24 protein-coding genes and 2 pseudogenes are annotated in these 25,998 nt (G+C 55.3%); 13 read left to right on the forward strand and 13 right to left on the reverse strand.

Going from position 1 to position 25,998, the window contains the following annotated elements; genetic code table 11:
• Positions 1–13: 13 nt before the first annotated feature.
• Both ABLV76_RS21360 and ABLV76_RS21365 read right to left on the reverse strand, forming a co-directional pair.
• Entirely contained in the window at positions 14–937 is a 924-nt protein-coding gene (locus tag ABLV76_RS21360; RefSeq protein WP_087771397.1) for a TIM barrel protein, read from the reverse strand.
• 190 nt (positions 938–1,127) lie between these two features.
• A complete protein-coding gene (locus ABLV76_RS21365; RefSeq protein WP_043519606.1) occupies positions 1,128–2,168 on the reverse strand; it encodes a LacI family DNA-binding transcriptional regulator in 1,041 nt (346 codons plus the stop codon).
• A 397-nt stretch (positions 2,169–2,565) separates the two neighbouring features.
• Here ABLV76_RS21365 and ABLV76_RS21370 point away from each other — a divergent pair, with 397 nt between their 5' ends.
• Positions 2,566–3,816 carry a sensor domain-containing diguanylate cyclase gene (locus ABLV76_RS21370; protein ID WP_004202549.1) on the forward strand — a complete coding sequence of 417 codons (1,251 nt, stop codon included), beginning with the start codon at positions 2,566–2,568 and terminating at the stop codon, positions 3,814–3,816.
• Between the two features lie 121 nt (positions 3,817–3,937).
• The gene (locus tag ABLV76_RS21375; protein ID WP_004202548.1) at positions 3,938–4,879 is read left to right on the forward strand and encodes a hypothetical protein; all 942 of its coding nucleotides are present in this window, start codon (positions 3,938–3,940) and stop codon (positions 4,877–4,879) included.
• Positions 4,880–5,009: 130 nt separating this feature from the next.
• Here the strand turns inward: ABLV76_RS21375 and guaD are convergent, their stop codons facing one another.
• Positions 5,010–6,320 (reverse strand): guanine deaminase, encoded by a 1,311-nt coding sequence (gene guaD, locus ABLV76_RS21380; protein ID WP_348878459.1) that lies wholly within the window; start codon positions 6,318–6,320, stop codon positions 5,010–5,012.
• A 101-nt stretch (positions 6,321–6,421) separates the two neighbouring features.
• The gene (locus ABLV76_RS21385; protein ID WP_002905524.1) at positions 6,422–7,918 is read right to left on the reverse strand and encodes an NCS1 family nucleobase:cation symporter-1; all 1,497 of its coding nucleotides are present in this window, start codon (positions 7,916–7,918) and stop codon (positions 6,422–6,424) included.
• Positions 7,919–8,062: 144 nt separating this feature from the next.
• Here ABLV76_RS21385 and ABLV76_RS21390 point away from each other — a divergent pair, with 144 nt between their 5' ends.
• The 3 genes and pseudogenes from ABLV76_RS21390 to puuE all read left to right on the forward strand — a co-directional run bounded on the left by ABLV76_RS21390 (position 8,063) and on the right by puuE (position 10,467).
• Entirely contained in the window at positions 8,063–8,779 is a 717-nt protein-coding gene (locus ABLV76_RS21390) for a GntR family transcriptional regulator (protein ID WP_002905523.1), read from the forward strand.
• Positions 8,779–9,650, forward strand: a pseudogene (hpxA, locus tag ABLV76_RS21395) (allantoin racemase). The gene ABLV76_RS21390 and the pseudogene hpxA overlap by 1 nt, the downstream one beginning before the upstream one ends.
• A complete protein-coding gene (puuE, locus tag ABLV76_RS21400) occupies positions 9,568–10,467 on the forward strand; it encodes an allantoinase PuuE (protein ID WP_223174640.1) in 900 nt (299 codons plus the stop codon). The pseudogene hpxA and the gene puuE overlap by 83 nt, the downstream one beginning before the upstream one ends.
• A 100-nt stretch (positions 10,468–10,567) precedes the next feature.
• Here puuE and ABLV76_RS21405 read toward each other — a convergent pair whose 3' ends face one another.
• Complete coding sequence (locus ABLV76_RS21405; protein WP_002905518.1) at positions 10,568–11,359, reverse strand: sulfite exporter TauE/SafE family protein; 792 nt, start codon at positions 11,357–11,359, stop codon at positions 10,568–10,570.
• Positions 11,360–11,468: 109 nt separating this feature from the next.
• Between ABLV76_RS21405 and ABLV76_RS21410 the strand changes: the two genes are divergently transcribed.
• From ABLV76_RS21410 to ABLV76_RS21425, 4 genes and pseudogenes are all read left to right on the forward strand, one after another.
• Complete coding sequence (locus ABLV76_RS21410; RefSeq protein WP_002905516.1) at positions 11,469–12,236, forward strand: helix-turn-helix transcriptional regulator; 768 nt, start codon at positions 11,469–11,471, stop codon at positions 12,234–12,236.
• A 193-nt stretch (positions 12,237–12,429) separates the two neighbouring features.
• Entirely contained in the window at positions 12,430–12,654 is a 225-nt protein-coding gene (locus ABLV76_RS21415) for a hypothetical protein (protein WP_002905514.1), read from the forward strand.
• Between the two features lie 218 nt (positions 12,655–12,872).
• Positions 12,873–13,493 carry a histidine phosphatase family protein gene (locus ABLV76_RS21420; RefSeq protein ID WP_075201748.1) on the forward strand — a complete coding sequence of 207 codons (621 nt, stop codon included), beginning with the start codon at positions 12,873–12,875 and terminating at the stop codon, positions 13,491–13,493.
• Positions 13,490–13,770, forward strand: a pseudogene (locus ABLV76_RS21425) (LysE family translocator); the annotation flags it as partial. The gene ABLV76_RS21420 and the pseudogene ABLV76_RS21425, both read left to right, overlap by 4 nt.
• 342 nt (positions 13,771–14,112) lie before the next feature.
• Here ABLV76_RS21425 and ABLV76_RS21430 read toward each other — a convergent pair.
• The 3 genes from ABLV76_RS21430 to ABLV76_RS21440 all read right to left on the reverse strand — a co-directional run bounded on the left by ABLV76_RS21430 (position 14,113) and on the right by ABLV76_RS21440 (position 17,627).
• On the reverse strand, positions 14,113–15,456 hold the full coding sequence (locus ABLV76_RS21430; protein ID WP_348878460.1) for an MFS transporter: 1,344 nt from the start codon (positions 15,454–15,456) through the stop codon (positions 14,113–14,115).
• 85 nt (positions 15,457–15,541) lie between these two features.
• Positions 15,542–16,387 carry a fumarylacetoacetate hydrolase family protein gene (locus ABLV76_RS21435; RefSeq protein WP_004202524.1) on the reverse strand — a complete coding sequence of 282 codons (846 nt, stop codon included), beginning with the start codon at positions 16,385–16,387 and terminating at the stop codon, positions 15,542–15,544.
• A gap of 76 nt (positions 16,388–16,463) precedes the next feature.
• Positions 16,464–17,627 (reverse strand): mandelate racemase/muconate lactonizing enzyme family protein, encoded by a 1,164-nt coding sequence (locus ABLV76_RS21440; protein ID WP_004202520.1) that lies wholly within the window; start codon positions 17,625–17,627, stop codon positions 16,464–16,466.
• Between the two features lie 182 nt (positions 17,628–17,809).
• On the opposite strand from ABLV76_RS21440, the gene ABLV76_RS21445 reads away from it, so the two are divergent.
• Positions 17,810–18,736 (forward strand): LysR family transcriptional regulator, encoded by a 927-nt coding sequence (locus tag ABLV76_RS21445; RefSeq protein WP_004202518.1) that lies wholly within the window; start codon positions 17,810–17,812, stop codon positions 18,734–18,736.
• Between the two features lie 214 nt (positions 18,737–18,950).
• Here ABLV76_RS21445 and ABLV76_RS21450 read toward each other — a convergent pair whose 3' ends face one another.
• On the reverse strand, positions 18,951–19,676 hold the full coding sequence (locus ABLV76_RS21450; protein ID WP_049092439.1) for a type 1 glutamine amidotransferase: 726 nt from the start codon (positions 19,674–19,676) through the stop codon (positions 18,951–18,953).
• A 92-nt stretch (positions 19,677–19,768) separates the two neighbouring features.
• Here ABLV76_RS21450 and ABLV76_RS21455 point away from each other — a divergent pair, with 92 nt between their 5' ends.
• The gene (locus tag ABLV76_RS21455; RefSeq protein ID WP_348878461.1) at positions 19,769–20,569 is read left to right on the forward strand and encodes a helix-turn-helix transcriptional regulator; all 801 of its coding nucleotides are present in this window, start codon (positions 19,769–19,771) and stop codon (positions 20,567–20,569) included.
• Between the two features lie 461 nt (positions 20,570–21,030).
• Here ABLV76_RS21455 and ABLV76_RS21460 read toward each other — a convergent pair whose 3' ends face one another.
• From ABLV76_RS21460 to ABLV76_RS21470, 3 genes are all read right to left on the reverse strand, one after another.
• Complete coding sequence (locus ABLV76_RS21460; protein ID WP_075201749.1) at positions 21,031–21,930, reverse strand: hypothetical protein; 900 nt, start codon at positions 21,928–21,930, stop codon at positions 21,031–21,033.
• Positions 21,931–22,133: 203 nt separating this feature from the next.
• Positions 22,134–22,490 (reverse strand): ASCH domain-containing protein, encoded by a 357-nt coding sequence (locus ABLV76_RS21465; protein ID WP_074194074.1) that lies wholly within the window; start codon positions 22,488–22,490, stop codon positions 22,134–22,136.
• Positions 22,491–22,741: 251 nt separating this feature from the next.
• Positions 22,742–23,677 (reverse strand): LysR family transcriptional regulator, encoded by a 936-nt coding sequence (locus ABLV76_RS21470; protein ID WP_243826951.1) that lies wholly within the window; start codon positions 23,675–23,677, stop codon positions 22,742–22,744.
• A 98-nt stretch (positions 23,678–23,775) separates the two neighbouring features.
• Between ABLV76_RS21470 and ABLV76_RS21475 the strand changes: the two genes are divergently transcribed.
• On the forward strand, positions 23,776–24,210 hold the full coding sequence (locus tag ABLV76_RS21475; RefSeq protein ID WP_017900263.1) for a DMT family transporter: 435 nt from the start codon (positions 23,776–23,778) through the stop codon (positions 24,208–24,210).
• A gap of 9 nt (positions 24,211–24,219) precedes the next feature.
• Positions 24,220–24,711: a DMT family transporter gene (locus tag ABLV76_RS21480; RefSeq protein ID WP_064177806.1), complete on the forward strand. Its 492-nt coding sequence runs from the start codon at positions 24,220–24,222 to the stop codon at positions 24,709–24,711.
• 3 nt (positions 24,712–24,714) lie between these two features.
• Here the strand turns inward: ABLV76_RS21480 and fabF are convergent, their stop codons facing one another.
• Complete coding sequence (fabF, locus tag ABLV76_RS21485; protein WP_048324267.1) at positions 24,715–25,989, reverse strand: beta-ketoacyl-ACP synthase II; 1,275 nt, start codon at positions 25,987–25,989, stop codon at positions 24,715–24,717.
• Positions 25,990–25,998: the final 9 nt, after the last annotated feature.

Raw genomic sequence — 25,998 nt, forward strand, 5'->3', positions numbered from 1 at the left:
GGGGTGTCTCCTGTCAGAATCCAACGTCGCGCAGATAGCGCAGGCTCTCCGTGACCGCCTGCAGGCTGCCTGCGGCATGGCGCGGATCACGCTCTTGTTCAATGGTTATCCAGCCCTGATAGCCGCGGCGGGCAAGGAAATCGTTAATGGCCGGGTAGTCAATGGCGCCGCTGCCGAGCGGGCACATCACCCCTTCGGCGCAGGCGGTGAAAAAGTCGATGCCTTCGGCGATGGCGCGCTGGTAAACCTGCGGATCCACATCCTTGAAGTGCAGATAGTCGAGTCGCGCGTAATAGCGATCCAGCCAGGTGAGCGGATCCATTCCGGCGTAGTAGAGATGCCCGGTATCCAGACACAACCCCGCCACGTCGTGCGGGATATCGTTGGCCAGCCGCTCGATTTCATCGGCAAATTCGATGCAGCCCCCGGCGTGGGGATGGATAACCGCCCGCACACCGTACTCCCGCCAGGCGAGGGTGCTGAGGGCGGTAATGTGCGCCATCATTCGCTGCCAGTCCTGGTCATTGAGGCGCGGAGCCAGCGCGCTGCGTCCGGCAAAGCGCGCCCGCTCGGGGTTGCCGAAGTCGATAATCACCAGATAGGGCGGCTGGAAAGGGTGCCCCGGGATAGGTTCGGCGGCCTGAACCTGAGACAGATTGCGGCATATTTGATGGGTCAGCGCCTCCAGAGTGGGGTAATGGGCCTCGCTGACCAGATCGTCAAAGATCGTCCCGGCGACCAGCGACAGCTGATGCTGTTCCAGCGCCGCGCGCAGGCTGGACGGGTCGGTGGGCAGGTAGCCCCACGGGCCGAGCTCGATGCTGCGATACCCGGCCTGCGCCGCCTCCTTCAGCACGGTAGCCCAGGCGGGAAGGTCAGGGTTTTTCGGGTCATCCACACCCCAGCTGCAGGGGGCGTTGGCGATAGGATGTGTCATGTCGGCTTCCTTTTTTCACAGGGGATGCCGCAGAGTATTGAATGAAAATTTCATAGCCAACAATATTGGAATGATGATTTTATGATGGCCATCATGATTTATATTGAGGTTGTTTTTGATAGTTATTTATCAAAATGAGGCGAGGCGTGGTTCAGGCGTGAGGCAGCCCCGTTGGCGACGGGGCGAGCGTTTACATATTTTCTTTGGTGATGATATCGAAAGGCTGAGGGTGCGAAATCACGTCGCTGGGCGGCCGCGAAACGGCTTCCGTCATGGCGCGCAGGGTGGCGGCGGCCAGGTCATCCAGCCGGTGGTTGAGAATGACATCGATGGTGCCGTCGATCAGCGCCAGTTCACTGCCGCTTAGCGGGCCATGGCAGACCAGGGTGACGGCCTGCTGGCGGCCGCTGTCGCGCAGCGCCCCGACAATTCCTTCGACGCCGCCGCAGGGAGCATAGATCGCCTGCAGGGCCGGGTACTGGCTGAGCAGCTTTTCCGTTACGCTTCTGGCGACATCCGCCCGTTCGTGGCTGCGAACCGGCTCGAGGATCTGCTGCCCTTTACCCTGCTCACGCAGGCAGGAGCGGAAGCTGATCTCACAGCTTTCCTGACAGGTAAAACGATTATCGCCAATGATAATGGCTATTTCGCCTTCGCCACGGCATAAGCGGTCGATAAACCAGGCGGCGGTGCGCCCGGCTTTTTGGTTATCGAGGCCGATATAGCCGCTGCGCTGGGGAACCGACAGATCTGAAAGTAGAGTGAATACGCGAACGCCGCGGGCGGCGGCCCGGCCCACCGCATGGCGAATCAGCGGGTGATCCAGCGCCACCAGGCCGAGCACCTCCACCTCATCGCTGAGCCGGTGAATGGCCTGGGCCATTGCTTCCACCGCATCAATGGCAAAATGCAGGATCGCCGGTGTCTCGCCTGCCGGTAGCCACGGCGCGGCCTCTCTTGCCAGCGCCCTTGCCAGCGGCAGGTAGAAGGAGTGGGTCTCCTGCAGCAGAATAAAGCCCATTCTGACGGTAACCGGCGCTTTGCCGGCGGCCAGGCGATAGTGCGGCTGTTCGAGCGTAAACCCCAGCCGCCGGGCGGCCTCCAGCACGCGGTACGCGGTCGATTCCTTCACCGCCGCGCGCTTGTTGAGTACCCGGTCGACGGTGGCCACGCCGACGTTAGCTTCACGCGCAATGTCGGAAAGCGTGATTTTGCTGGTGGATTTTTTCACTGTGATGACCATTAAAAATGAGCGTTATGATAGAAACTATCACGGTAACCCTGCGCAGAACAGCGACAATCTGCGTGCCACAGGACAAGCCTGCGCTCCTGCCGCGTAAAGTTTGACGGGTATACACAGTCTGTGATCAAAAGCGACTACCTGTTCTGGCATTGCTGCTATGCTATTGAAATAAAATTAATAATAAAGGCAGTGTCGTCTTTGTCGGTTAAACCGTGCGCAAAGTCGCTCCGGATGGGCGTCGCTGGGCCTGTAACCGACTATACTTGCCGCGCACGCGCGTAATGACGTTTACTCGATGACTTTTTGCTATCACTTTATGCCAGCGTCAGGGCTGCACTGAATAATGTGCCGTTCCGCGCCGGGAGTGGGTCGGTTTGGGGCCTGTATGTTATTAAAAGAGCTGGCTGTTTTTGATGTATTAAGCACGCCGATCTGGGTAGTCCATCCTTTTACAGAGTGTGTGGTCTATGCCAATCAGGCTTCCCGGACGCTGAGCGGCGATATGTCGCTGAATGAGATGCGCAACGGTATCTATTCCACCTGCCCGGAAACGCAGCTGCAGCATTATCTGCGCTATCTCGACGCGATGACTGAGATATTTGAAGTCTGGACGCTGCAGACCGCCAAAGGGTTGCAGTCGGTATATTGTAAAACCACCCTGGTCGAGACCGAGGACTGCGGCCCCTTACTGTTGTTTGAAGCGGTGAAGCTGCTCGCGCAAAATCAGTCGATTCATACCGGCTCCCGCCGCTACCAGCGGCGTAACAATGGTTTTTTTGCCCGTTTTTTTATGACCAATACCGCGCCAATGCTGTTGATCGATCCTCAGAAAGAGGGCCTGATTGTCGATGCCAATATTGCCGCACTGCGCTTTTATCATTATTCCGATGAGGAAATGCGCAATAAACATACCTGGCAAATTAATACCCTGGGCCGGGATGTGATCCCTATTATGAATAACATTGCCAATATGCCCGGCGGGCATAAGCCGCTTAATTTTACTCATATTCTGGCTGACGGCTCGCTGCGCCATGTTCAAACCTATGCCGGGCCGGTGGTGCTATATAATATTCGGCTGATGTTATGCATCATTCACGATATCACCGAAGAAGTGCTTCTGAAAAAAGAGCTGGAATTTTCCGCCGCCCACGATCCCTTAACCGGACTGCTCAATCGCCGCGAATTTTACCGGCTCGTCGATGCGCCGTCGTTTATCGGCCATGGCTTTTGTCTGCTGTTAATCGATATCGATCATTTCAAAAGTATTAATGATATTCACGGTCATCAAAAAGGCGATGAAGTCCTGTTGGTGATCTCCCGCATTCTGGAAACCTCGGTGGACCGCGAAGATAAGATATATCGCTGGGGAGGCGAGGAGTTTCTGCTCTTTTTGCCTCATTCGCCGATCGCCCGCGCGCTGATGGTGGCGGAGGCGATCCGTCAGGCGATCAGCGAATATCAGACGCTGTCGGTCACCGTCAGCATTGGCGTTGCCGAGCATCATGATGGCGAAGCGATTGATCAGCTGTTTTACCGCGTCGATAAAGCGCTGTATGCGGCGAAAAATGACGGGCGCAACCGGGTAACGCGCTTGCCGTCGGAAAACGTAGCTGCCCATTCCGGGCGGTCAGAATAGAGGTGGCGCTATTTATCGCCGTCTGATGCGCAGGCAGACTCGCCGGCTATACTCAGGAGAGTCCTGCCTGCTGATTCGGGCGGTAATCTTGTTTGCCTGCGGCTGAGGTGGCATGCGACTCATGGTGCGTTTTCTCGTTGTCCTGTCGGTAGTTTCTCTTTCTGCGCCGGCGACGCTGGCGGCGAACGGTCACGCCATCAAGCAGCGTGCCGATGCTGTTCTGACCCTGATGAGCTATACCGTGGTCCCCGACGTGACCGCCAGCGATCTCAATATTGGCTCCGGGAGCAACGACAAACACAACCTGGCCATTACCCAGTTTGGCGGCGGGGCGACCCTGAGCGAGTCGTTTCCTCTCTATCTCGAAGGAACGATGGGCTACAGCCGTTACGACCCGCGTTTTGTGGTAAGCAATGGCGAACAGACGCGGAATGTGCCCACCAAGTGGAACAGCCTGACCACCACCGGCGGCGTCGGCTGGGATTTTTCGCTGCACCGGGATCGCTTTGGCGGCAACCTGGTGCTGCGGCCGATCGTCAATGTGATGCTCGGCACCCTGGCCAGCGATGCGCGCCTCGGCAGCTGGGTAATTGAGCGAAAAACCAACGCCGAACTGCAGTTCCTCGACGGCGGTCGGTTCAATGCATTGGGGCTCGGCGGAGCGCTGATGCTGGATTATGAACGCTTCTCCGCCACCCAGGATATTGATGCCGAGCTGCGTTACTCCTATATGCATCTGCAAAGTTTCGGCAGCAGCGCTGAGGTGGTGCAGGGGGAGGCCAGCGCGGAGAATCTCGGTCTGTATCTGCGCCGCCGCGCGCCGATCGCTGACTGGACGCTGCTGGGCAACCCGCTGCGCTACGTGCTGGAAGGGGCGCATACTGCATATCTGGGCGAACAGCGAGGGGCGCTGGGCTTCTCCGGTTTAACGTCGCTGGGGATTGGCCTCGAGCTGGACAGCAGTAAATACCCGGTCTTTATCACCCGCACCCGGCTGGTGGCGCGCTATATGTTCGGCAATAACACCACGGGCTATGGCGTTGGACTGGCGATGAGTTTTTGAAGGCCACTAACCCAGCCGCCGCCGGCCAGCGCCTTCTTACCCCCGGGAGAGACCAGGGCGAAGGGGGTCCATAACCGTCCCCGCAGCCAGACGGTTTCCTCTCCCCCCAGTGTGAGGGCCAGGGTGAGGGTTAACCCTGACACCACACCCGCTCGCCGTTCACCCACGTCTCGCTGATATTGCGCTCATCACCCAGGGTCATCAGTACGAACAGCTGCTCATAAATATCATGGCAGCGGCCCATCCGCAGACGCTGCAGCGGAGTGACCGCCGGGTCAATCACCACAAAGTCGGCCTCTTTGCCCGGCTGAAAATTGCCAATCTTCTCTTCCAGCCGCAGGGCGCGCGCGCCGCCGAGGGTGGCGTGATAGAAGGCCTCGCTGGCGCGCAGGCGATAGCTCTGCAGTTGTCCTACCTTGTAGGCCTCGCCCAGCGTCCGCAGCATGCTGAAGGTGGTCCCGGCCCCGACATCGCTGCCGATACCCATCCGCACCTGGTGCTGCCAGCAGGCGGGCAGGCGAAACAACCCGCTGCCGAGAAACAGATTCGAGGTCGGACAGAAGGCGACTGCGGAACCGGTGTCATGCAGGCACTGCCACTCGGCATCATCAAGATGGATCCCGTGAGCAAATACACTGCGCTCGCCAGTGAGCTGATAGTGATGATAGACATCCAGATAGTGCGCATGCTCCGGCCACAGCTGTTTAACCCAGGCGATCTCCTCGCGGTTTTCACTGAGATGTGTCTGCAGCCAGGTGTCGGGAAACTCGGCCCGCAGGCGCTGCACCGCCTCCAGCAACGCCGGCGTCGAGGTGGGAGCAAAGCGCGGGGTAATGGCATACCCCAGCCTGCCACGCTGATGCCAGCTGCGGATCAGCCCCCGGGTCTGCTCGTAGCTCTCCCCGGCGGTTTCGCACAGGTAGTCGGGCACATGGCGATCCATCATCACTTTCCCGGCGATCAGGCGCATATTGAGGCGCAGCGCTTCGCTGAATAACGCCTCCACCGAGGCCGGATGCAGGGTACAAAACACCAGCGCGGTGGTGGTGCCATGGCTTATCAATTGATTTACAAAAAACTGCGCTATCTCCTGGGCATACTCCGCATCGGCAAACTGGCTCTCCACCGGGAAGGTGTAAGTGGTAAGCCACTCCAGCAGCTGTTCGCCAAAGGCGCCGATCATCTCGGTCTGCGGATAGTGGACGTGGGCATCGACGAACCCCGGCAACAGCAGCTTGCCCCGCAGGTCAACATAGCCCTTCAGCGGATGCAGAAAGGCTTCACCCTCCTGCCATGGCAGCAGCGCGACAATTTTTCCGTCCTGCAAGAACAACAGGCCATCATCGAGATAGCGGGCGTGGGCGACCACCTCATCCGGGGTCTCCGCCACGCCGGCGATATCAAAAAATGCACCGCGCACCGCGGTCTGGTAATCCATCATCGAACCTGCCTTCTCTTAACACTCTGGGAATAGTGATAAACAGCAAGATTGGTGCCAGTTTGCAGCCTGCCGCGGCCAGACGCCGCGGCAGAAGGGGAAGGTTACTCTTTTTGCGCCACCGCGCCGGAGCGGAAGGCGGCTTTCGCCTGCACTTCGCGCTCGTCGCGAGCCAGCCAGCGGTAGGTGGTCGCGCCGAGGAAGACGCCGATAAACCAGCTGAAGTTCGCCACTTCATGCAGGGCCGGAATAAAGCTGATAATCAGTCCCAGGCCCACCGACGGCAGCAGGGCGGCAATGGCTTTCGGGTTAAAGCCGTTGCGGTACCAGTATTTACCCTTCGGCGTATCGTCAAACAGGTCGTCCACCGACACCCGGCCGCGTTTGATCAGATAGAAGTCGGCGATCAGGATGCCAAACAGCGGGCCAATAAAGGCACCCAGCACGTCGAGGGTATAGTGGATCAGCTCCGGTGAGTTAAACAGGTTCCACGGCGTCAGGAGTATCGAGCCCACCGCAGCGATCATCCCGCCGGCGCGGAAGCTGATTTTCTGCGGCGCGCAGTTGGAAAAATCGAAGGCCGGCGAGACAAAGTTAGCCACGATATTGATGCCGATAGTGGCGGTGATCATGGTCAGCAGGCCGATGGCCACCGCCAGATCGTTCCCAACGCGGCTGACGGTTTCAATCGGGTCGGTGATCATTTTGCCGAACAGCGACTGGGTGCCGGAGACTATCACCACGGTGACCACCGAGAACAGCAGGAAGTTGAACGGCAGCCCCCAGCGGTTGCCGCGGCGGATCTCGCCCATGCTTTTGCCGTAGCGGGAAAAGTCGCCGAAGTTGAGCAGCGGCCCGGAGAAGTAGGAGACGACCAGCGCCGTGGCGGTGATCATCTGCCAGGTCTGCTCGCCAGCGCTGAGGGATTTGCTGGCGAGGGTAAAGGAGATCCCATCCAGACCGGTCTTGTATACAATCCAGCCGGCCAGGGCCAACATCACCACATACACCGCCGGACCGGCGATATCGATAAAACGCTTGATGGCGTTCATGCCGTGCCAGAACACCATCGCCTGCAGCAGCCACATGGTGGCGAAGCACAGCCAGCCAAGGGTCGACAGCCCGAGGAAACTGCTGCTGGTCAGCGAGGAAAGGGAGGGCCAGAACTTGAGCAGGACCAGCATCAGGGCGTTCGCCGCCAGATAGGTTTGAATACCGTACCAGGCGAAGGCGATTAGCCCGCGGATCACCGCGGGGATATTGGCGCCGAAGACACCGAACGCCTGACGACAGATCACCGCGTAAGGCACCCCGGCCATCTGGCTGGGCTTCGCCACCAGGTTAGCGCACAGCTGCACAATACAGATGCCCACCAGCAGGCAGAGCAAAACCTGCCAGCTGGCCAGCCCAAGCGTAAAAAAGCTTGCCGCCACCACGTAGCCGCCCATGCTGTGCACGTCCGACATCCAGAACGAAAAGATATTGTACCAGCTCCAGTTCTGGTCGCGGGTGGGCGCCAGATCGTCATTACAAAGCCGCGGACTGTAGCCGGCGGCCGCCTCGTGAGTCTTCGTCTGCTGCGTGTGGGATGAATGTGGCATGAAACCTGCTCCTCTGAATGAAAACCCTTTGATATGGATTGCTGAGGCTATTGCAGGATCCAGGCCAGAATGATGAATCTTGTATACAAAAAATAAATTTTATGTATACGATCTGCTATCGATAAGTGAAACCGGAGTGGGTTAATGAATAATGAACATCGTCTCCAGGCCGCGCCAGCGCTGCAGGATAAGGACGAAAGCATTTACCAGGCGCTGATGACGGCTATCGTCGAACATCAGCTGCCGCCGGGCAGCAAACTGCCGGAAGAGGCGCTGGCGGAAGTGTTCGCCGTGAGCCGCACCGGCATCAGAAAAGTGCTGCAACGACTCGCCGCTGTGCAACTGGTCACATTAACGCCCAAACGTGGTGCACACGTCACCAGCCCGAGTGTGGAAGAGTCCCAGGCGATCTTTCGCACCCGGGCGCTGCTTGAGGTCGCGAATCTGCCCGATGTGATCGCGCGCTGTCAGCCGCCGCATCTGGCGGCGCTGGAGAACATTATTCAGCGTGAGCAGCAGGCTCATGAGGCGCACGACGGCCCGGCGGCCATCCGCCACTCCGCTGACTTTCACATTCAGCTGCAGGCTATCTCCGGCAACCCGGTGCTCACTGAGATGGTGACCCGCCTCAGCCAGCGCTCCTCGTTAGTGATTGCCGCCTGGGGCGCACCCTGGCGCCAGGGCTGTCGCTGCGACGATCACCAGCAGCTGGTCGGTTTGCTGCGGGATAAAGCCCTGCAGCCGCTCAGCGAGGCGCTGATGCACCATTTTGATCATATTGTCGCCAGCCTGTGCTTCGAGCGCGATGGCGTCAGCCTGCCCGATTTTTCCCGGCTGTTCGCCGGTCACAAGGAGTCGTGATGTCTTCTGTTTGTATACAAGTGATCAACCCCAACACCAGCCTGGCGATGACCGAAACGATAGGCGCCGCCGCGCGCGCGGTCGCCGCGCCGGGCACCGAGATCCTTGCGGTCTCTCCCCGCGCCGGCGTGCCGTCAATTGAGGGCCATTTTGACGAAGCCATCGCAGCGGTCGGTGTGCTGGAGCAGATCAAGGCCGGACGCGAGCAGGGGGTGGATGGACATGTGATCGCCTGCTTCGGCGACCCGGGGCTGCTGGCAGCGCGCGAACTGGCCCAGGGGCCGGTGATCGGCATTGCGGAAGCGGCGATGCATATGGCGACGATGGTCGCCACCCGTTTCTCCATTGTGACCACGCTGCCGCGCACGCTGATCATCGCCCGTCATTTACTGCACCAGTACGGATTTCATCAACACTGCGCGGCGCTGCACGCCATTGATTTGCCGGTACTGGCGCTGGAAGACGGCAGTGGCCTGGCGCAGGAGAAAGTGCGCGAGCGCTGCATTCGCGCGCTGAAAGAGGATGGCAGCGGGGCGATAGTCCTTGGCTGCGGCGGGATGGCGACCCTGGCGCAGGAGCTGACCCGCGAGCTGCGGGTGCCGGTGATCGATGGCGTCAGCGCGGCGGTGAAGATGGTGGAGTCGCTGGTCGCGCTGGGCCTGGCGACCAGCAAGCACGGGGACTTAGCGTTCCCGGAGAAAAAGGCGTTAAGCGGGCAATTTCAGTCGTTAAATCCATTTTAAAAGGGGCAGAAGATGGTTGAGAACCAGGAACACTATCCTCGCGATCTGCGAGGTTATGCAGGGCAGCCGCCGCACGCGCGCTGGCCGGGCGGGGCGCGGATCGCGGTGCAGTTCGTCCTCAACTATGAGGAAGGCGCGGAGAATCACGTCCTGCATGGCGATGCGGGTTCGGAACAGTTCCTGTCAGATATCATCGGCGCCGCCAGCTATCCGGCGCGTCATATGTCGATGGACTCGCTCTATGAGTACGGCAGTCGGGCCGGGTTCTGGCGCATCCATCGCGAATTCAGCCAGCGAGGGCTGCCGCTGACGGTTTTCGGCGTGGCGATGGCGCTGGCGCGTCATCCGGAGATTGTGGCGGCGATCAAGGCGGCGGATTACGATGTGGTCAGCCACGGCTGGCGCTGGATCCACTATCAGCACATGGATATCGCCGAGGAGCGCGAGCATCTGCACAAAGCGGTGCAGGTGCTGACAGACCTGTTCGGCAAGCCGCCCACCGGCTGGTATACCGGCCGCGACAGTCCCAACACCCGCCAGCTGGTGGTGGAGCACGGCGGCTTTGACTATGACAGTGATTATTACGGTGATGATTTACCTTTCTGGAGCGAAGTGGCCTGCAGCGACGGCAGCCAGCGGCCGCACCTGATCGTGCCTTATACCCTCGACGCCAACGACATGCGCTTTGCCACCGCCCAGGGGTTCAACACCGCGGAGCAGTTTTATACCTATCTGAAAGACAGCTTTGACGTGCTGTACGCCGAGGGAGAAACCGCGCCGAAGATGATGTCCGTGGGGATGCACTGCCGACTGCTTGGGCGTCCGGGGCGTTTCCGCGCGCTGCAGCGATTCCTCGACTATATCCAGCAGCACGACAAGGTGTGGGTCTGCACCCGGCAGCAGATCGCCGACCACTGGCGCGAGGTTCATCCGTATCGCGGGTAGCCTGCTGCCCCTTTTCCTGGCCCTCTCCCCGGGGAGAGGGCATCACCCGATCGCGACTCTTGCACCGATAAACCCTGAAAGACGCCGTGATGAATCGTGATTATTGAATCAGCATGGCGAGGAGCACCAGGAACAGTAGCAGGACATAGATACGTGCATACCATACATCCGGTACCGCAGGGATAGCCCGGCGGCTAAACGCTATCCCGGCCCAGCCGGTCAGGACGAGCAGGCCTAGAATTTTCAGGCTGATAAAACCCAGAAATCCGCTCAACGGAATGGTGTGCCAGCCAATGATGGCATAGGTCACAGCGCCGCATAGCGCCACGGGCAAAGAAAGCGGGTTGGATGCGCTAACGCACTCCTGCATCGCATACCCGTGTCGCCGTAGCAGGGGCACCGTCATGACGCTGCCGCCCACGCCCAGCAATGCGGCAATCGTACCGATAACCACACCGCCGCCGGTGACCATTGGCAGTGACAGCCGACGCCGAGCGCTGCCCGTGAAAAATCCCTTGCGCAACAAACAATCGCTGATGGTTGCCAGCATATAGAGAATAAACAGCGCGCGAACGATATTCTCGCTAAATAACCCCGCCAGACAGGAGCCTACTACTGCCCCAATGGCAATAAACCATATCAACGGAAACAGCGTCTGTGCGGCAAGCTTGCCCGCCCGCCAGTTACGATAGCTGATCCAGCCGGCGTTAAATATCATCACCGCCGTTGAGGTAGCCACCGCGACGTGCATAGCGTTTTCCGTGAGTTCCGGCTGGCGGAGCATCAGTTGATAGACAAAGGGCACCACCACAAAGCCGCCCCCGAAGCCGAACAGCACCGTGGTAATACCGGTAGTAAAGCCTGCCATTGCAATAATAACGATATCATTCAACAGAATATCCCCGCCCTGAAAATGAGCGAGCAGCTTATACCGGTCGCGTACAACTTCCCATTTGCACAGCGCTCAATTACCTTTGTAAATCGGTCAAAGGGAGACAGATGTGCGCAACGTAAAAATTGACGAGGTCGATCGGCTCGATCGCGAAGTGGTGGCGTTAGGTAATGACTATGCGCAAGGGTTTATCCTGCCCCCGCACCAGCATCGCCGCGCACAGCTGCTGTATGGCGCGACCGGACTGATGTATGTCACTACGCAGGACGGAGAATGGGTGGTTCCTCCGCAACACGCTGTCTGGATCCCCCCTGAAACCGTGCACGCCGTCAGATTTGCGGGGGTGACCACGCGCAGCTTGTATATTGAGCCAGATTGTGTGGCCGCTTGCATTAAACACCGGCGTTGCGAAGTGATCAGCGTCTCGCCGCTGTTGCGCCAGCTACTGCTGGAGGCTGTAGATTTACCACCGTTGTACGACAGCCCACGCGATCGCATGCTGATACAGTTGATGTTGCTGGAACTGGCCGCCATGCCGGTCCGCGAATTTGATATTCCGTTGCCGCAGCATCCGGCGCTGCTGGCGCTTTGTCAGGCTTTTTTGCTTAACCCCACTATCCATGATCCTGCGGCGCGCTGGGCCGGGGCGCTGTTTATGAGTCCTAGTACCTTTCGTCGCCATTTCCTGAAGCAGCTGGGCCTGTCATTTTCCGCCTGGCGACAGCGAGCCTGCGTGGTGAGCGCCCTGGCATGGTTGATAGCAGGCAAACCGGTGAACGAAGTGGCCTTATCCCTTGGATACGACAATGCGTCCTCTTTCGCCACCATGTTCCGCCGCGTGACCGGGCAACCGCCGTCGTTTTATCACCCAGCCTGATGCTCAGGGGAAGGGGGCTCCCGGCAGCATGTGTCGGCAATGAATGTCACTTTCATGGCGTTACTATGCGTTAACGTAGCCATAAGACAGACACCTGGCTTGCGTCTTCAGGTACCCCTACATTTAGTGGTGGCTACCTCCAGGCGGTTTATCTATTCTGCCTGTAACCGTGAGAAGACCGGAGTCTCTCTTTGTGAACCATTTAATCTTTGAAAAAGTCATCATCATCTTCATTCTCGTCCTGTGGGTATTCGATACATTCAGAACCAGGAAAAGAAAACGTTTTGATCCTGCCATTGAAGCGGCTGATGCCAGAGAACGTTATCAATGGCGTTATTTCAGATGGGGTTTTCGGATCATACAAGTGGTAGCGGGAGTGTATATCTTCGTACAGCTGATTCAGGTATTAATAAGATAGAGGCCCGGGCAGAGTTGCTTTTGCGTCGACAAAGGGAAGTGTTAGCTGTGTGCAAGAAGCAGACGTTAACGTCGTTAAATGCGTCACTTCTGAAGCTGAACATAACCATTCTCAGCTACACTTGTTCCTGTTTTTTCGTCGCGAGCCGAGCACTTTCCTGCATATTACAGGGGGGGTAAGTGGGGAGCATTTCAAACAACAGCATATGTGGCCCTTCAATGATGCAAGTAATACTGGTTCGACACGCGGAAACAGAGTGGAATGTAAAAGGTATTATTCAGGGACACAGTGATAGCGCCTTGACGCTCCGTGGGGAGCGTCAAACAGCAGCCTTGCTGACAGCGTTTGTAGCGAGTGATTACCGGGTAGAATGTGTTTACGCTTCTCCGCTTGGCCGGGCCTGGCAAATGGGACAGCGCCTGGCGGAGAGTTTTCATTGTTCACTGATAGCTGAACCAGCTCTGAAAGAACAGGCTTTTGGTCAGTTTGAAGGTATGACAACCATAGAGCTCCTGCAGAATAATCCAGACGCCGCAGAAGCGTTATTCAACCTTGATGCAGAGTATTGTCCGCCAGAGGGTGAGTCTCTCTCACATGCTTCGCAGCGAATTATGCATTTTTTAACCAATCTGGAAAAAAAACGTCATCATCGAACAATATGTATTGTGTCTCACGGACAGGTCATTCAGGGTGTGCTTGCGATGCTAAAAAGTGGTGCTGTGGATGATTTTCACCGGTATGCACAACCCAACGCGAGTTACTCCGTGTTCGAACTGATTAATGGAAGATGTACCGCCCTAAAATGGGGGATCGCGACGCATTTACGTCACCTGGATTAAACAGTCTGACTTACCCCAGATTCCTGCTGTTCATGTTTGCTGTTCTTCCTCAGCTTGTCGTTCCCGTCGCGGGTCCTGTCTGGTTGCAATTGCTTGTTCTGGGGAGTATTCAAAAGCGGGCTGGAATGGTTTCCCTGGGTTCAGTCGCGATGGCATCAAGGACGTTTGGAAACGGCTCTTAACACCCGGGCGATATCAAATGGCAGGAACGGTGTACAGGCGTTGTCATCCGCATGATGTTTAGCGGGCCGGCATAGTATCGACATCAGCCCGTTAAGGTATATACAACCTGTAAACCCGCTGTCCTCTTCTCGTTCAGACTGGAACTTAACCTCAGTTGGTTCGTCCGCTCTGTGCCAGAAGCGGACGTTGCATAACATCAGTTATACCCAGGGTATCAGGCACACTCTATTACCGGAATGGATTCAATCTTGCGTAAAGTTCATTCATTATGCGTAATTGATTCTGATCTGCTCTTCCCGACTGAGTACGAGCCCGGCGCCTGTATATGCCGCCAGAGATTCTCTGATATATAACCTCACATCGCACTCCTGATTAATAAACGTCAGTGATTATAAAAATGTCTGCCTGCCCCATAGGCAGGGGCAGGTTCTGCATTCTATTCCCGCGCGGAAATCGTCCTGCGGGAAGTAACCCGGAATGCCTGCCTGATGTCCCAGACGCTTTCCTCACGTCCCACGGCCAGGGCAAACAGTACTCCCCCCACGATTGAGAACAGACCCAGTACGCTCCATGCGAGCGTCATGTCAGTACCGCCCCCCAGGTGCTTCAGGTAGCCGGCAACAAGCGGTCCGCCAAACTGACCAATAAAGTTGCTGCATGCACCTACAAATGCCACCGCAGGGACCGCTTTCTTTGTCGGGAGGATTTCCGTCAACCGGACGTAAACCAACGGCACAAGCATCTTCATTGTCAGGCCGACAAACATGAACAGGGCTATCTGCACCCAGTAGTAAGACAGCGGAACAAAAGCCGCGGCTGACAACGCGATACCGCACAACACGGTGGGAATAGCGGCATGCAGCCGCCGTTCCTGGTTGTATTTATATGACCGCCGGGTGATATACCAGATGCCCACCATGGTCATCAGGAAAGGCATTCCGCTGATTAGACCGACTATGAATTCACTGAGCGTTCCATACCCCTTAAGTGCCGTCGGCAGCCAGAGCGTAAAGCCGTATGCCAGCATGCTGTGCAGGGAATAGCCGATTAACATCAGCCAGAGTGCCGGTATTTTGATAATGGTCCACCAGGGGTCAGATTTCTCCTTCACATAGTTTGACTGCTCAGCCGCAAGGTCTTTCTGGATATGATCCCGGTCCTCGGCGCTGAGCCAGCTCGCAGCCTGAATACTTTTAGGTACCAGATAAAACCAGATGATGCAGAACAGCCACGCGGGTGCCCCCTCAATGACCATCATCATGCGCCAGTCATGATGTGCCAGGATCCAGCCCGATATTGGACCGGCCAGAAACGCACCGGCCCCCAGGCTGAGGTTCCAGATACCAAATGCGCGTCCCCTTTCTGGCTTCATAAACCATTGTGCCAGAAACATCGCCGTTGCTGCCTGAATCGGCCCTTCAGCAAGTCCCAAGAAGAAACGGATGGCAACCAGTTCACCAAAGTTACGCGTCAGACCCGTGAGCATGGCGCAGGCACCAAAAAGAAACAGGCTGACGCCAATTATTCTTCGCGATCCAAAGCGAAGCGCCAGCCAGCCAGCGGTAAACTGCGTCGCCACGTAGCCCCATGCAAATGCACCGCCAAGCCAGCCAGCTTCTACCGGGCTGAGCCCCATCTCGGCCGTAATATGGGGCAGCGCCATGCCTATATTCACCCGGTCGAAGAAAGAAATGGTATACATGATAAACACTGCAGGGAGTATTATTGTCCAGCGTTTTTTCCCGATAAGCGCATTACCTTTAAGAGCATTATCACTCATGATAACTTCCTCATTTAGAGCAGATGTAGGGGAGGAAATGCTGATTTCAGGTCCTTTTAAATATCAGTCAGATAAAATATTTTTATTATTTTGAAGCAGCAACGACGTAATTAGTCAGGCGACCAACTGACTCAATTTCGACTTCAATAACATCGCCGTCATTAAGAAATACCTGCGGATTACGTGAACGACCAACACCGCCTGGTGAGCCCGTCAAAATAACATCACCCGGGGATAGCTGTGTAAAGGTACTCATATAACTGATAATTTTGCTTATTGGATGAACCATATTAGCTGTACTGTCCTGCTGAACAATTTCACCATTAAGCCAGGTTTTTAGCTGAAGCTTTTGCGGATCGGGGACCTCATCACACGTAACCAGCCAGGGACCGAACCCACCTGTTTTGCTCCAATTTTTGCCGGCAGTGAACCAGGTATGCTGCCAGTCACGCACGGAGCCATCCATATAGCAGGAATAGCCCGCTATGTATTCTGCAGCGTCCTGCTCAGCGATGTTTATGCCGGATTTTCCGATTATGATTACAAGCTCACCCTCATAATCGAGCTGATCGCTCAGCGCAGGCTTCACGATGTTGCCCAGATGAGCGGTCTGAGAATCTGAGAACCGGATGAATATGGTAGGCGCATCCGAAGTAATACTAAACTCAGTGCGTTTGGCCTGATAATTCATGCCGACGCAAAGTATTTTGCCCGGATTATCAATAACAGGAAGGAAGGTAATATCAGAAAGCTGATAATCCGGCTCATAGCTGATATATCCGTCAGCTGCTGCGATCCCTTTTTCTCTGATAAAACTTTTCAAATCGGGAGTATCAATATCTGTCCGGCTTCTCAGGTCAATAACTCCCTCACCCTGTAAAATACCGTAACTTTTATATCCATCAGGCGTCAGATAACTTAAAAGCTTCATACATTTTTCCCGCTACGCCCTTCCGCATCGCAGAAGGGCGTTATTAAATTAAGCAAGACGAGATGTCAGCAGAGACTTATACAGCCAGCGCGCGCATTTCTTTGATAAGGTCTGATTTACCCTCAAAACCGATACCCGGCAGTTCCGGCATGATGATATGGCCATCTTCCACCTTCACCGAGTCAGGGAAACCGCCGTAAGGCTGGAACAGATCGGGATAGCTTTCATTGCCACCAAGGCCAAGGCCTGCGGCAATGTTCAGGGACATCTGGTGACCCCCATGAGGGACGCAGCGTGACGGTGACCAGCCAAATTGCTCAAGCACATCAAGCGTGCGCAGATATTCAACCAGACCATAAGAGAGTGCGCAGTCAAACTGCAGATAGTCTCGATCCGGGCGCATGCCGCCATAGCGCAGCAGATTTCGCGCATCCTGATGGGAGAAAAGGTTTTCACCCGTGGCCATTGAGCCGGGATAGAACTCTGACAGCGCGGCCTGCAGGGAGTAATCCAGTGGGTCACCGACCTCTTCGTACCAGAACAGCGGGTAGTCACGCAGCATTTTCGCATAGGCAATACCGGTTTCCAGATCGAAGCGGCCATTGGCGTCAACGGCGAGACGCGCTTCGCTGCCAATTTCCTCCAGGACGGCCTCAATACGGCGACGGTCCTCTTCCAGAGACGCTCCACCGATTTTCATCTTCACAACGTTATAGCCGCGATTAAGATAACCGCGCATCTCCTGACGCAGCGCGCTCAGATCTTTACCCGGGTAATAGTAACCGCCCGCCGCGTAGACAAAAACACGCGGGTTAGCCTCAACGCCCTTCATTTCTGCCAGCAGGCGGAACAGCGGCTTGTTAGCAATTTTTGCGGTTGCATCCCAGATGGCCATGTCCAGCGTACCTACCGCAACTGAACGTTCGCCGTGACCGCCCGGTTTTTCGTTGCTCATCATGACGTCCCAGATCTTATGCGGATCCAGATTGTCGCCTTTGGCATTCAGCAGGCTTTCTGGTTCGGCTTCGAGGATACGGTTGCGGAAGCGTTCACGGATCAGGCCGCCCTGACCGTAACGGCCGTTAGAGTTGAAGCCGTATCCCACTACGCGACGTCCGTCTACCTCAACGTCTGTCACAACGGCAACCAGGCTGGCCGTCATCTTGCTGAAATCGATGTAAGCATTACGGATAGGGGAAGCAATAGGCTTGGTAATTTCTACAACGTCAAGGATACGCATGTTCTCTCCGGCAGTTTCCAGTCAAATACGATCTAACTAAATTACCTACGCTATATTTTATGTCATGCCGTATATTTATCGGCATAATGCACTAACGTAGTGTTCAGGGACCTTGTTGTCCTGTCTGATACCATCCTAAGCAGTTAACAAATTTCGTTCTAATGCCAAAGAGGCAGGCTGTAATGCAAAATCGGCATCACTTGGAGTTAACTTGGCTTGAGGACTGTGTTGCGCTGGCACAGTCCCTGAATTTCTCCCGTGCGGCAGCTTCACGATATGTGACGCAGCCAGCATTCAGCCGGAGGATTGTCTCGCTGGAAGAGTGGCTTGGAACGCCGCTTTTTGAAAGAAATCGTCGGGGCGTCAGCCTGACGCGCGCCGGGGAAGTATTCGTTACGCAGATCCCTGAACTTATTCGCGCACTTTATACCTTGAGAAGTGAATCTATAGAGGCCGCAGGAGAAACCAGACCGGATGTTATTTTTTCCGCCACGCACTCTCTGTCATTTTCTTTTTTCCCGGCACTGATGCGTAATAACGAAAAAATCGCCCGCTTCGGTTCTTTTCGCCTGTTATCTGACACACTGAGTGCCTGTGAACGCATGATCGACAAAGGTGACGCGCAGTTTTTGCTTTGTTACTACCACCCTCATATGCGCATCAATCTTGAACAGTCGAAATACTTCAGTGTTCGGCTCGGGCGGGAAACATTATTGCCTTATTCCAGATGCGATCCGGCAACCCGCGAGCCAATGTGGTATGCATCGGGCGGCAAAAAGTTTCCTTTTCTGTCCTATTCGGCTGAATCCGGCCTTGGCCGGATCCTTTCCAACACCTCGCAGGTCAACCGTGCCAGACGCGGAATGGAAATCGCATTCACTGCCGATCTGGCTGCAACATTACTGGCCATGGTCAGGGCCGGTGACGGCATCGCATGGTTGCCGGAAACGCTGGCAGCGCCGGATGTTGATGCCGGTTCCATTGCCGTTGCGGCGAAGAAAGAGAGCGCGCTCTGGGTACCCATAGACATCAGGCTTTTCCGCCCAGCAGCAAAGATGTCCCGCGCTGTAGAAGAGTTGTGGGAAATTTTCGTAGAGGACCAGATCTGACAATCGGAAAATATTCACGCATTTCTTACTGCACCATCATAAGAAAAAAGTGAGAGAACATGAAGCCCATAAGACGTGGCATTGCATGCAGAGCTAGCACTATCCGATGGCCGCTTTTCGCTCATAGCGGACCTTCAACTCAGGTAGCTTGTCTGCTCTGTGCCAGGAGCGGAGACTAAAATCAAAACCGATGACAAACTTACCGAGCATGACATTATGCTTGCGCTGCTTTGTAACGTGCCTCCAGCTTATCCAAAAAGCCAAAAAGTACTTGGTTCATTTCGCTATAATCGTGCGCCCGGAGCGCTTCAGGCGTGTCAACGAAACGATATTCTGCTGCACGGCTCAGGTCTTTCTCAGAATGAGCGATCAGCCGCTCTACAACGTCCAATGTGAGCTCCATGTGGCACTGGAAACCAAAGACGCGGTCAGAATAGGCAACGATCTGCCGCGGACAGCCTTCGCTGTAAGCAATAATTTTGGCCTCTGGCGTCAAACCCGGCATATCGTTATGCCAATGACCCACTGCCAGTGTTTTCCCAAAGTGAGAGAACATCTCATCCTTCCTGCCGTCTTCGGTCAATGTGATCGGGAATTTACCAATCTCTTTTTCCGGGCTATGAGAGAAGGGCGCGCCCAGCGCTTCACCGATTAGCTGTGAACCCAGGCAAATACCGATCACCGCCTTACCGGTTTTAACCGCAGAAGCAATCAGCGTCTGTTCCGCTTTAGCATTAAAGTGCGGGCACGCTTCAAGCGTTGTGTCCGGATCTTGCGGACCGCCCATAACGATAAGAAAATCGATGCCTTCGGCGTCAGCAGGTAGCCGATCGCCTCCATAGACGTGTGAGTAAGTTACATCATGACCCTGGTTTATTGCCCAGGTTGCATATGCGCCCGGGGCTTCAAAACTTTCATGTACGATAAAGTGTACGCGCATGAGGTTAAGCTCCTGTAATATCTTTGATGATCAGAATGATAAGTCACGCACCCATTGCCTAAGGCTCTTCTCCGGGTGGTTCCAGTTTCGATATGATAATGGCAGGGGCTAAATCTGAAATGCCAGGTAGTATAGATAAAGCGCCAAGACATGATGAGGCCACAGGCTGGTCCAGTACTGCGATAAGCTATCAACGCGGCGAGGCAGATCCTCCCCATCATCATGTTGAGGGGCAGCTACTCTTCGCCACCAGAGGGGTTATGCTGGTGCAAACAGAGAGCGACCGTTGGGTGATCCCTCCTCAGCGGGCATTATGGTTACCGCCTCTGCATATCCATAGTTACCATCTGCTTTCACAAACCGATCTCAGAGCGATCTATTTCAGCAGTAGCCTTATCGCAGAATGTACGAGCTTTACAAAGAGTCAACAGGTGCATGTGATAACGGCTACGCCGTTAGTCAAAGAACTTATCGCAGGGCTGTTCAGTGAGGACTACGCCAGACCGATTCAACGGAAGATAGTTTTGTTGCTTCTGGAAATTCTCAGCGAGGCTCCACCTTTAACGATGGCGCTTCCCATGCCGAATGATGAGCGATTATACAGCGCGGCCAGATCGCTACTGGTCACTCAGCGCTGGGAAGCATCGCTGAGCGAGCTGGCTTTTATGTCGGCCATGTCGGAACGGACCTTTTCCCGCTTGTTTATGAAGGATACAGGCTTTAGTTTTAGAACATGGAAGCAGAGAGCCAGAATTTGCGCTTCGTTGGATCTTCTTGCGAACGGCGTTCCAATCAAACAGGTCGCTTACCAGCTTGGTTTCTCATGCCCGGCGGCCTTTACCGCTGCTTTTCGCTGCATTTTGGGGGCAACGCCGCGCGATTATGTGCCTTAAACCGGGAAACCCTCAAAGCGGTCTTTGAGACTGTCATGGGCATATTACCAGACGCAGAAACCCTGCGAGGGTAGGCGTATCCCGCCTTTGCTGTTGAGAAAGGTAGTTTAATTTGCACCCGACACACTCTCATTGATTAAAGCACGGAGTGGAGATTACTGCGGTCCACAGTTCTGACAAACCGTGAAAGAGAAGGCCTGCGTCAAGAAAAAAGGTGTCGCGATACGTTATGAAATTATCTTATGACAGACCTTGCGGTGATTTACGGCACCGGGTGGATTCCGGACGCTGTGAACCGACTCATTGCTACGAAGCCTGATTCTGCTGTACCTCAGGCCATATGATAGCCTGCACAACAATCACATACCGCCCATTAATGTATCCAGGTGAGTACTCCCGGGCCCTGGACGTCCCCTGTGTGCCAAAAGCGGAAGTAGGCTGAAGATAAATTAGCATTGCTGTTAGTCGTGGGTTCTGCAGATGGGTAGAAATTGATAACTTAGGATGCAAGTTCGTCCCGCTCTTTCTGCAGTTTTCATCGAGGGGATATTCTCCGGAATAATTGTGCCCATATACAAAGATAGTTCAGAATCGGAATGAGTTAATAATCGGTACAGCAGGCGTTGCGCTCGGGCTGACAATGATCGACCACGAAAAGCAGGAAGTATTACTTTGTCAGTAATACGATATCCTCGCAGAAAAGCGATGTTTCCTTTCTGGCATATTAGCAACCCGGCGCGAACGTCGTTTTCATAGATAATATATACTTCTCTCTCAGAAATATGGTCACACAACTCTTCGTCATCAACTGCTACCAAATTGTTTGCAGAAAGTTCGCGAACTGTCTGCCATGTATGCTTATAGGCATCGCCCAGAGCCTGACAACACCAGTCAAAATCTTCGTATGTCGCCACTTGCAAAGTAAGAGATTTATCATTGAATTCAGGGGGTTCAGAAAAAGAGGTGGCGTATATATACTGGTCGGGAATACCCTGCGGGAAGGACTGGCCGGGTACAAGAATGCGAACATACTGAGCTCTGAGTTGTGACCATTCCTTACTAATGAGTTCTAATGCAGTATGATTTAGGTCAGAATCCATACCTACAATATCAATAAAAGGTTTGTTAATATTTCCGCCCTGATAACGGGGGCCAGTAAGAAATTGCTTTCCATCAATATTGAGTTTTCGTTGTAAAAAATATTCCTGACATAATCCAGTTTCTCTCCAGGGAAATCGCGCCGAGAAACTTCTGTCTGTACACCTCGATTCCTGCTCTGACAACCATTGTTTTAGCCATGAACGTAGGGTAAATTCAGGCACAGGTAGCCTGGCATATTGAGATAGCATGTAAGATAGCATAAAAAATATTTCGCCCTTGGATGTAAAAATGTTCTTTATAAACAAATCAGAATAGCTCTACTCTCATTTTATTACCAATTATAGCTGGCACGTCCGCTCCTTGCTCAATGCGGACCTTTAGCTCGATAGCTTGTCCGCTCCGCGCCAGAAGCGAACAGTGTTATCAGTGGCGATTGATAAAACGTCAGCCCGTAGACCTTGTCTCACAGCACCTCAACCACTTCAAATTCTTCTGCGATCAACTCCATATCCTCAGAAAAATGACCTTCGGAGCTGAAAAATCTCTGATGCTCTTTCTTCCAGTATTCAAGGCTTAAATCGCCTTCACCTTCTTTGCGGGCGAATGCTTCAGTCACATCACAAAAACGAACCAGCTGCATCGAAATCAGTCTGATCACGCAAACTGGAACATTCTGGCCATCAAGAATAATGTTATAACTCCCTATCCTCGGGGCAGCTTTTTCCTGCTGGTAAGAGGCAAAAGATCCGCAAGAGGCCGTTTTTATCCCTTTTTTGATCAGGTCAGCAAGCTCGTTAGCCAGCTCCGGACTGTCACCCATTTGCCAGGCATCTGCGCCGGGATACTTCTTTTTTATTTCCTCAACCTCAACCATGAAAATCCCTTCGTTATCGTCAATGAAAAGAAATGGCATACCTTTTTAACATGAGCGGTCCCAGCATTATCAGCGATATCTTTCTTTAGATAGTGTGGTCCGTTTTTCGCTCAAAACGGACCTTAAGGGCATTGAACGCGTTTGCTCTGCGCCAGAAACGGCAGTTAACTTCAAGACGAACCATAAAGTCGCCTGTCTTATTCAGACTGCCAGTAAAGCGGTGAACCGAACGCGTCGATGTAGTAATCGATAATCGCCCGCACGTTCAGCGGAGGGTGGCGGGCATTCGGATAGATTGCCGCGATATGCTGTGGCTCCGTTTTTATGGACCTATCCAGCTCCGGCAGCAGTTCGATAAGTTCGCCGCTCTTTAGCCGGTCTCCAATCAGCCAGTCAGGAAACAGCACAATCCCCATCCCTCCGAGTGCGGCAATCAGCAGGGTTTCAGCATTATTCGATGACATCAGGGGTGAGACAGGGTAGTGCACCCATTCCTCTCCGTGCCGGCGCAGCAGCCATTGGTTTGGTCCTGACGAACCGCGGTAGACCAGGCATTTATGCCGGGCGAGCTCTTCGGGCGATCCCAGCATGCCGTGCCGGCGGATATAATCCGGTGACGCGGCAAGATGATAGCACTGCTGGCCAAACACGCGCGCATGAAATGCGGAATCCATCAGCACGCCAATCCGGAAAATCACGTCAGCCGGCTCACGGTGCGGATCGATGTAATCATCAGTCAGCGTAAGCTCAATGCTGAGCTTCGGATATTGCTGCGCCAGGCTCGGTAACGCGGGTGCGACATGGCGCTGTCCAAAGAATACGGGTGCGTTTATGCGGACCATTCCGGAAGGCTCAAGCGTTCTCTCGTTGAGTTCCCGCCGTGCCTCCTCCATGCTGCCAGTCATCGCTCGCGCATAGCGGATAAAAAGATGGCCGCTTTCCGTCGGGATTATCGCCCGGGTATTGCGGTAAAAAAGCTGCTGGCCGAGCACATCCTCCATCTGATGGATGACCCGCGATACCTGAGAGGCCGATATCCCTTCCCGCCGGGCCACCACAGAGAAATTCTGCGTCTCATAGACGTCTATAAAAATCAGCAGAGCGCGAATACTGATGTTCCCAAGCTCATTCATTAATGCATATCCTGCACAGGTGTTTATCTCATTATGGCATTTTTCTCATCCATATTAAGCCGTAATCTCCTCCGCCTGGACTACTGGAGATGATTGCTATGCAGCTAATATTGATTTTTATCGTCATTGCCGGGGGCATGGGACTGTCCATAGAGGCAGGATTGCTCGGACCATTGGGTGGGGAGGTCGGTGACCTCTGGGCGACCTTCAGCATATTCGGCGTGGGCGCTGCGCTGACCTTTCTGCTGATGCTTTTTTTCAGCCCGCGCAACAGTCCGTCGTTCTTTGCACAACCAGCGTGGCAGCTGCTTGGCGGCGTGCTTGGGCCGATTTACGTCATCATCCTGACCGTGGTAACGCCGGCAATCGGCATCGCCATGACGATGATCGGCATCCTGGCAGGCCAGGTTTTCAAGAGCCTGATTATTGATCACTTCGGTCTGCTCGGTACGTCGCGCCGGAAAATTGACAGTAAACGTATCATTGCGCTGATTTTCATCAGCGCAGCGCTGGTTATGGTTGCACAGGGGTAAATTAACATTATGACTATTATCATGATTCTGCTCGCCGTTGCCGGTGGCGCCATGCTGAGTATCCAGGCGGCTATCAATGGCCAGCTGGGCAGCAAGGTTGGCGTATTCAAAAGCGCATTCCTGACATTTTCTGTCGGCGCCCTGGTGACGGGGCTGCTGATCTTTTTCTTCGAACCCAAACACACCCTGACGCTGATGGACGTGCCTAAATGGCAACTGCTGGGCGCAATGTTTGGTGTGCCTTATATCGTTATTATGGTACTGGCCGTCCAGCGTATTGGCGCGGCAGTGGCTACGGTCGCTGTCATTTTTGGTCAGTTAACCATGAGCATGCTGATCGATAACTTCGGCTGGCTGGGCAATGCGTCGATTCCATTCTCGATGAGCCGAATCGGCGCCATTGTCTGCCTGGGTATCGCGCTGTTCTTCATTTACTCCAGCAGCAGGGCAAAAGCTGCCACGGCGAAAATCCCCCGCCAGCCATCGCCGGGGGGGAGTTGACGATTATTCCCAGCGTTTCAGCAGCAGACTGGCATTAACCCCGCCGAAGCCAAAACCGTTCGACAGCGCATAGCGCATCTTCTGCGGGCGGGCCTGCAGCGCCACCAGGTTCATGCCTGCCGCCTCTTCATCGGGGTGATGCAGGTTCAGCGTCGGCGGCACCACCTGATCGCGCAGGGCCTGAATGGTGAAGATGGCCTCAATCCCGCCGGCCGCGCCTAACAGATGGCCGGTGGCGGATTTCGTCGAGGTAATGGCGACCGGATGCGCGCCAAACAGCGTTTTAATCGCCGCCAGTTCACCTTTATCACCGACCTGCGTCGAGGTGGCGTGGGCGTTGATATGGTCAATCTCGTCGACGGTCACCCCGGCCTGGCGAATAGCGGTCTCCATGGCCCGACGCGCGCCGTTCCCGTCTTCCGGGCCTGCGGTCAGGTGATAAGCATCTGCGCTGGTGCCGTAGCCGACCAGCTCGGCCAGCGGCGTGGCGCCGCGCGCCAGCGCGTGCTCGAGTGACTCGATCACGATAAGCCCCGCGCCTTCTCCCATCACAAATCCATCGCGGTCGCGGTCAAAGGGGCGGGAAGCGGCTTCCGGCTGGTCGTTGGAGGCGCTGGAGAGCGCCCTTGCCGCGGCAAACCCGGCCAGGCTAACGCGATGAATTGCCGCTTCCGCGCCGCCGCAGAGGGCGATATCCGCCTCGCCGCTGCGGATCATCCGCGCCGCATCGCCAATGGCCTGGGCGCCCGCCGCGCAGGCGGTGACCGGCGCGCCGATGGGGCCCCGGAAACCGTGGGCGATAGACACATGCCCGGCGGCCAGGTTGGCCAGAAAAGAGGGGATAGTGAACGGCGAGAGGCGACGCGGCCCGCGTTCATCGGTGGTATGTACCGCATTGGCGATCTCGCTGAAGCCGCCGATCCCGGTGGCGATCACCGTGGCGGTACGTTCCTGTTCGGCCGCAGATGCTGGCGACCAGCCGGCCTGGGTCAGCGCTTCACGGGCGGCGACCAGCGCAAACTCGATAAAGCGATCCATCTTTTTGCGCTCTTTCGCCGGGATGGTCGCCAGTGGGTCGAAGCCGTGCAGCGGATCGCTTTCAATGGACGGCACCTGGCCGGCCACTTTGCAGGGAATATCCGCGACCAGCTGCTCGCTGAGTCGGGTGATCCCTGACTTTCCTGCCAGCAGCGACTGCCAGACGTGCTGTACGCCGCAGCCCAGCGGGCTGACAATCCCCATCCCGGTGACGACAATGCGTTTAACGGAAACGCCCATAGTTTACTC

Origin of the sequence: Klebsiella sp. GB_Kp047 (assembly GCF_040065235.1) — a bacterium.
In the GTDB taxonomy this organism is placed as follows: domain Bacteria; phylum Pseudomonadota; class Gammaproteobacteria; order Enterobacterales; family Enterobacteriaceae; genus Klebsiella; species Klebsiella quasipneumoniae.

What these genes read in the sequence shown, in the direction of transcription:
- ABLV76_RS21360 (WP_087771397.1), bottom strand. Translation starts at nt 937, where the DNA reads ATGACACATCCTATCGCCAACGCCCCCTGCAGCTGGGGTGTGGATGAC.
- ABLV76_RS21370 (WP_004202549.1), top strand. Translation starts at nt 2,566, where the DNA reads ATGTTATTAAAAGAGCTGGCTGTTTTTGATGTATTAAGCACGCCGATC.
- ABLV76_RS21375 (WP_004202548.1), top strand. Translation starts at nt 3,938, where the DNA reads ATGGTGCGTTTTCTCGTTGTCCTGTCGGTAGTTTCTCTTTCTGCGCCG.
- guaD (WP_348878459.1), bottom strand. Translation starts at nt 6,320, where the DNA reads ATGATGGATTACCAGACCGCGGTGCGCGGTGCATTTTTTGATATCGCC.
- ABLV76_RS21385 (WP_002905524.1), bottom strand. Translation starts at nt 7,918, where the DNA reads ATGCCACATTCATCCCACACGCAGCAGACGAAGACTCACGAGGCGGCC.
- ABLV76_RS21390 (WP_002905523.1), top strand. Translation starts at nt 8,063, where the DNA reads ATGAATAATGAACATCGTCTCCAGGCCGCGCCAGCGCTGCAGGATAAG.
- ABLV76_RS21420 (WP_075201748.1), top strand. Translation starts at nt 12,873, where the DNA reads ATGATGCAAGTAATACTGGTTCGACACGCGGAAACAGAGTGGAATGTA.
- ABLV76_RS21430 (WP_348878460.1), bottom strand. Translation starts at nt 15,456, where the DNA reads ATGAGTGATAATGCTCTTAAAGGTAATGCGCTTATCGGGAAAAAACGC.
- ABLV76_RS21435 (WP_004202524.1), bottom strand. Translation starts at nt 16,387, where the DNA reads ATGAAGCTTTTAAGTTATCTGACGCCTGATGGATATAAAAGTTACGGT.
- ABLV76_RS21440 (WP_004202520.1), bottom strand. Translation starts at nt 17,627, where the DNA reads ATGCGTATCCTTGACGTTGTAGAAATTACCAAGCCTATTGCTTCCCCT.
- ABLV76_RS21445 (WP_004202518.1), top strand. Translation starts at nt 17,810, where the DNA reads ATGCAAAATCGGCATCACTTGGAGTTAACTTGGCTTGAGGACTGTGTT.
- ABLV76_RS21450 (WP_049092439.1), bottom strand. Translation starts at nt 19,676, where the DNA reads ATGCGCGTACACTTTATCGTACATGAAAGTTTTGAAGCCCCGGGCGCA.
- ABLV76_RS21455 (WP_348878461.1), top strand. Translation starts at nt 19,769, where the DNA reads ATGATAATGGCAGGGGCTAAATCTGAAATGCCAGGTAGTATAGATAAA.
- ABLV76_RS21460 (WP_075201749.1), bottom strand. Translation starts at nt 21,930, where the DNA reads ATGCTATCTTACATGCTATCTCAATATGCCAGGCTACCTGTGCCTGAA.
- ABLV76_RS21465 (WP_074194074.1), bottom strand. Translation starts at nt 22,490, where the DNA reads ATGGGTGACAGTCCGGAGCTGGCTAACGAGCTTGCTGACCTGATCAAA.
- ABLV76_RS21470 (WP_243826951.1), bottom strand. Translation starts at nt 23,677, where the DNA reads ATGAATGAGCTTGGGAACATCAGTATTCGCGCTCTGCTGATTTTTATA.
- ABLV76_RS21475 (WP_017900263.1), top strand. Translation starts at nt 23,776, where the DNA reads ATGCAGCTAATATTGATTTTTATCGTCATTGCCGGGGGCATGGGACTG.
- ABLV76_RS21480 (WP_064177806.1), top strand. Translation starts at nt 24,220, where the DNA reads ATGACTATTATCATGATTCTGCTCGCCGTTGCCGGTGGCGCCATGCTG.
- fabF (WP_048324267.1), bottom strand. Translation starts at nt 25,989, where the DNA reads ATGGGCGTTTCCGTTAAACGCATTGTCGTCACCGGGATGGGGATTGTC.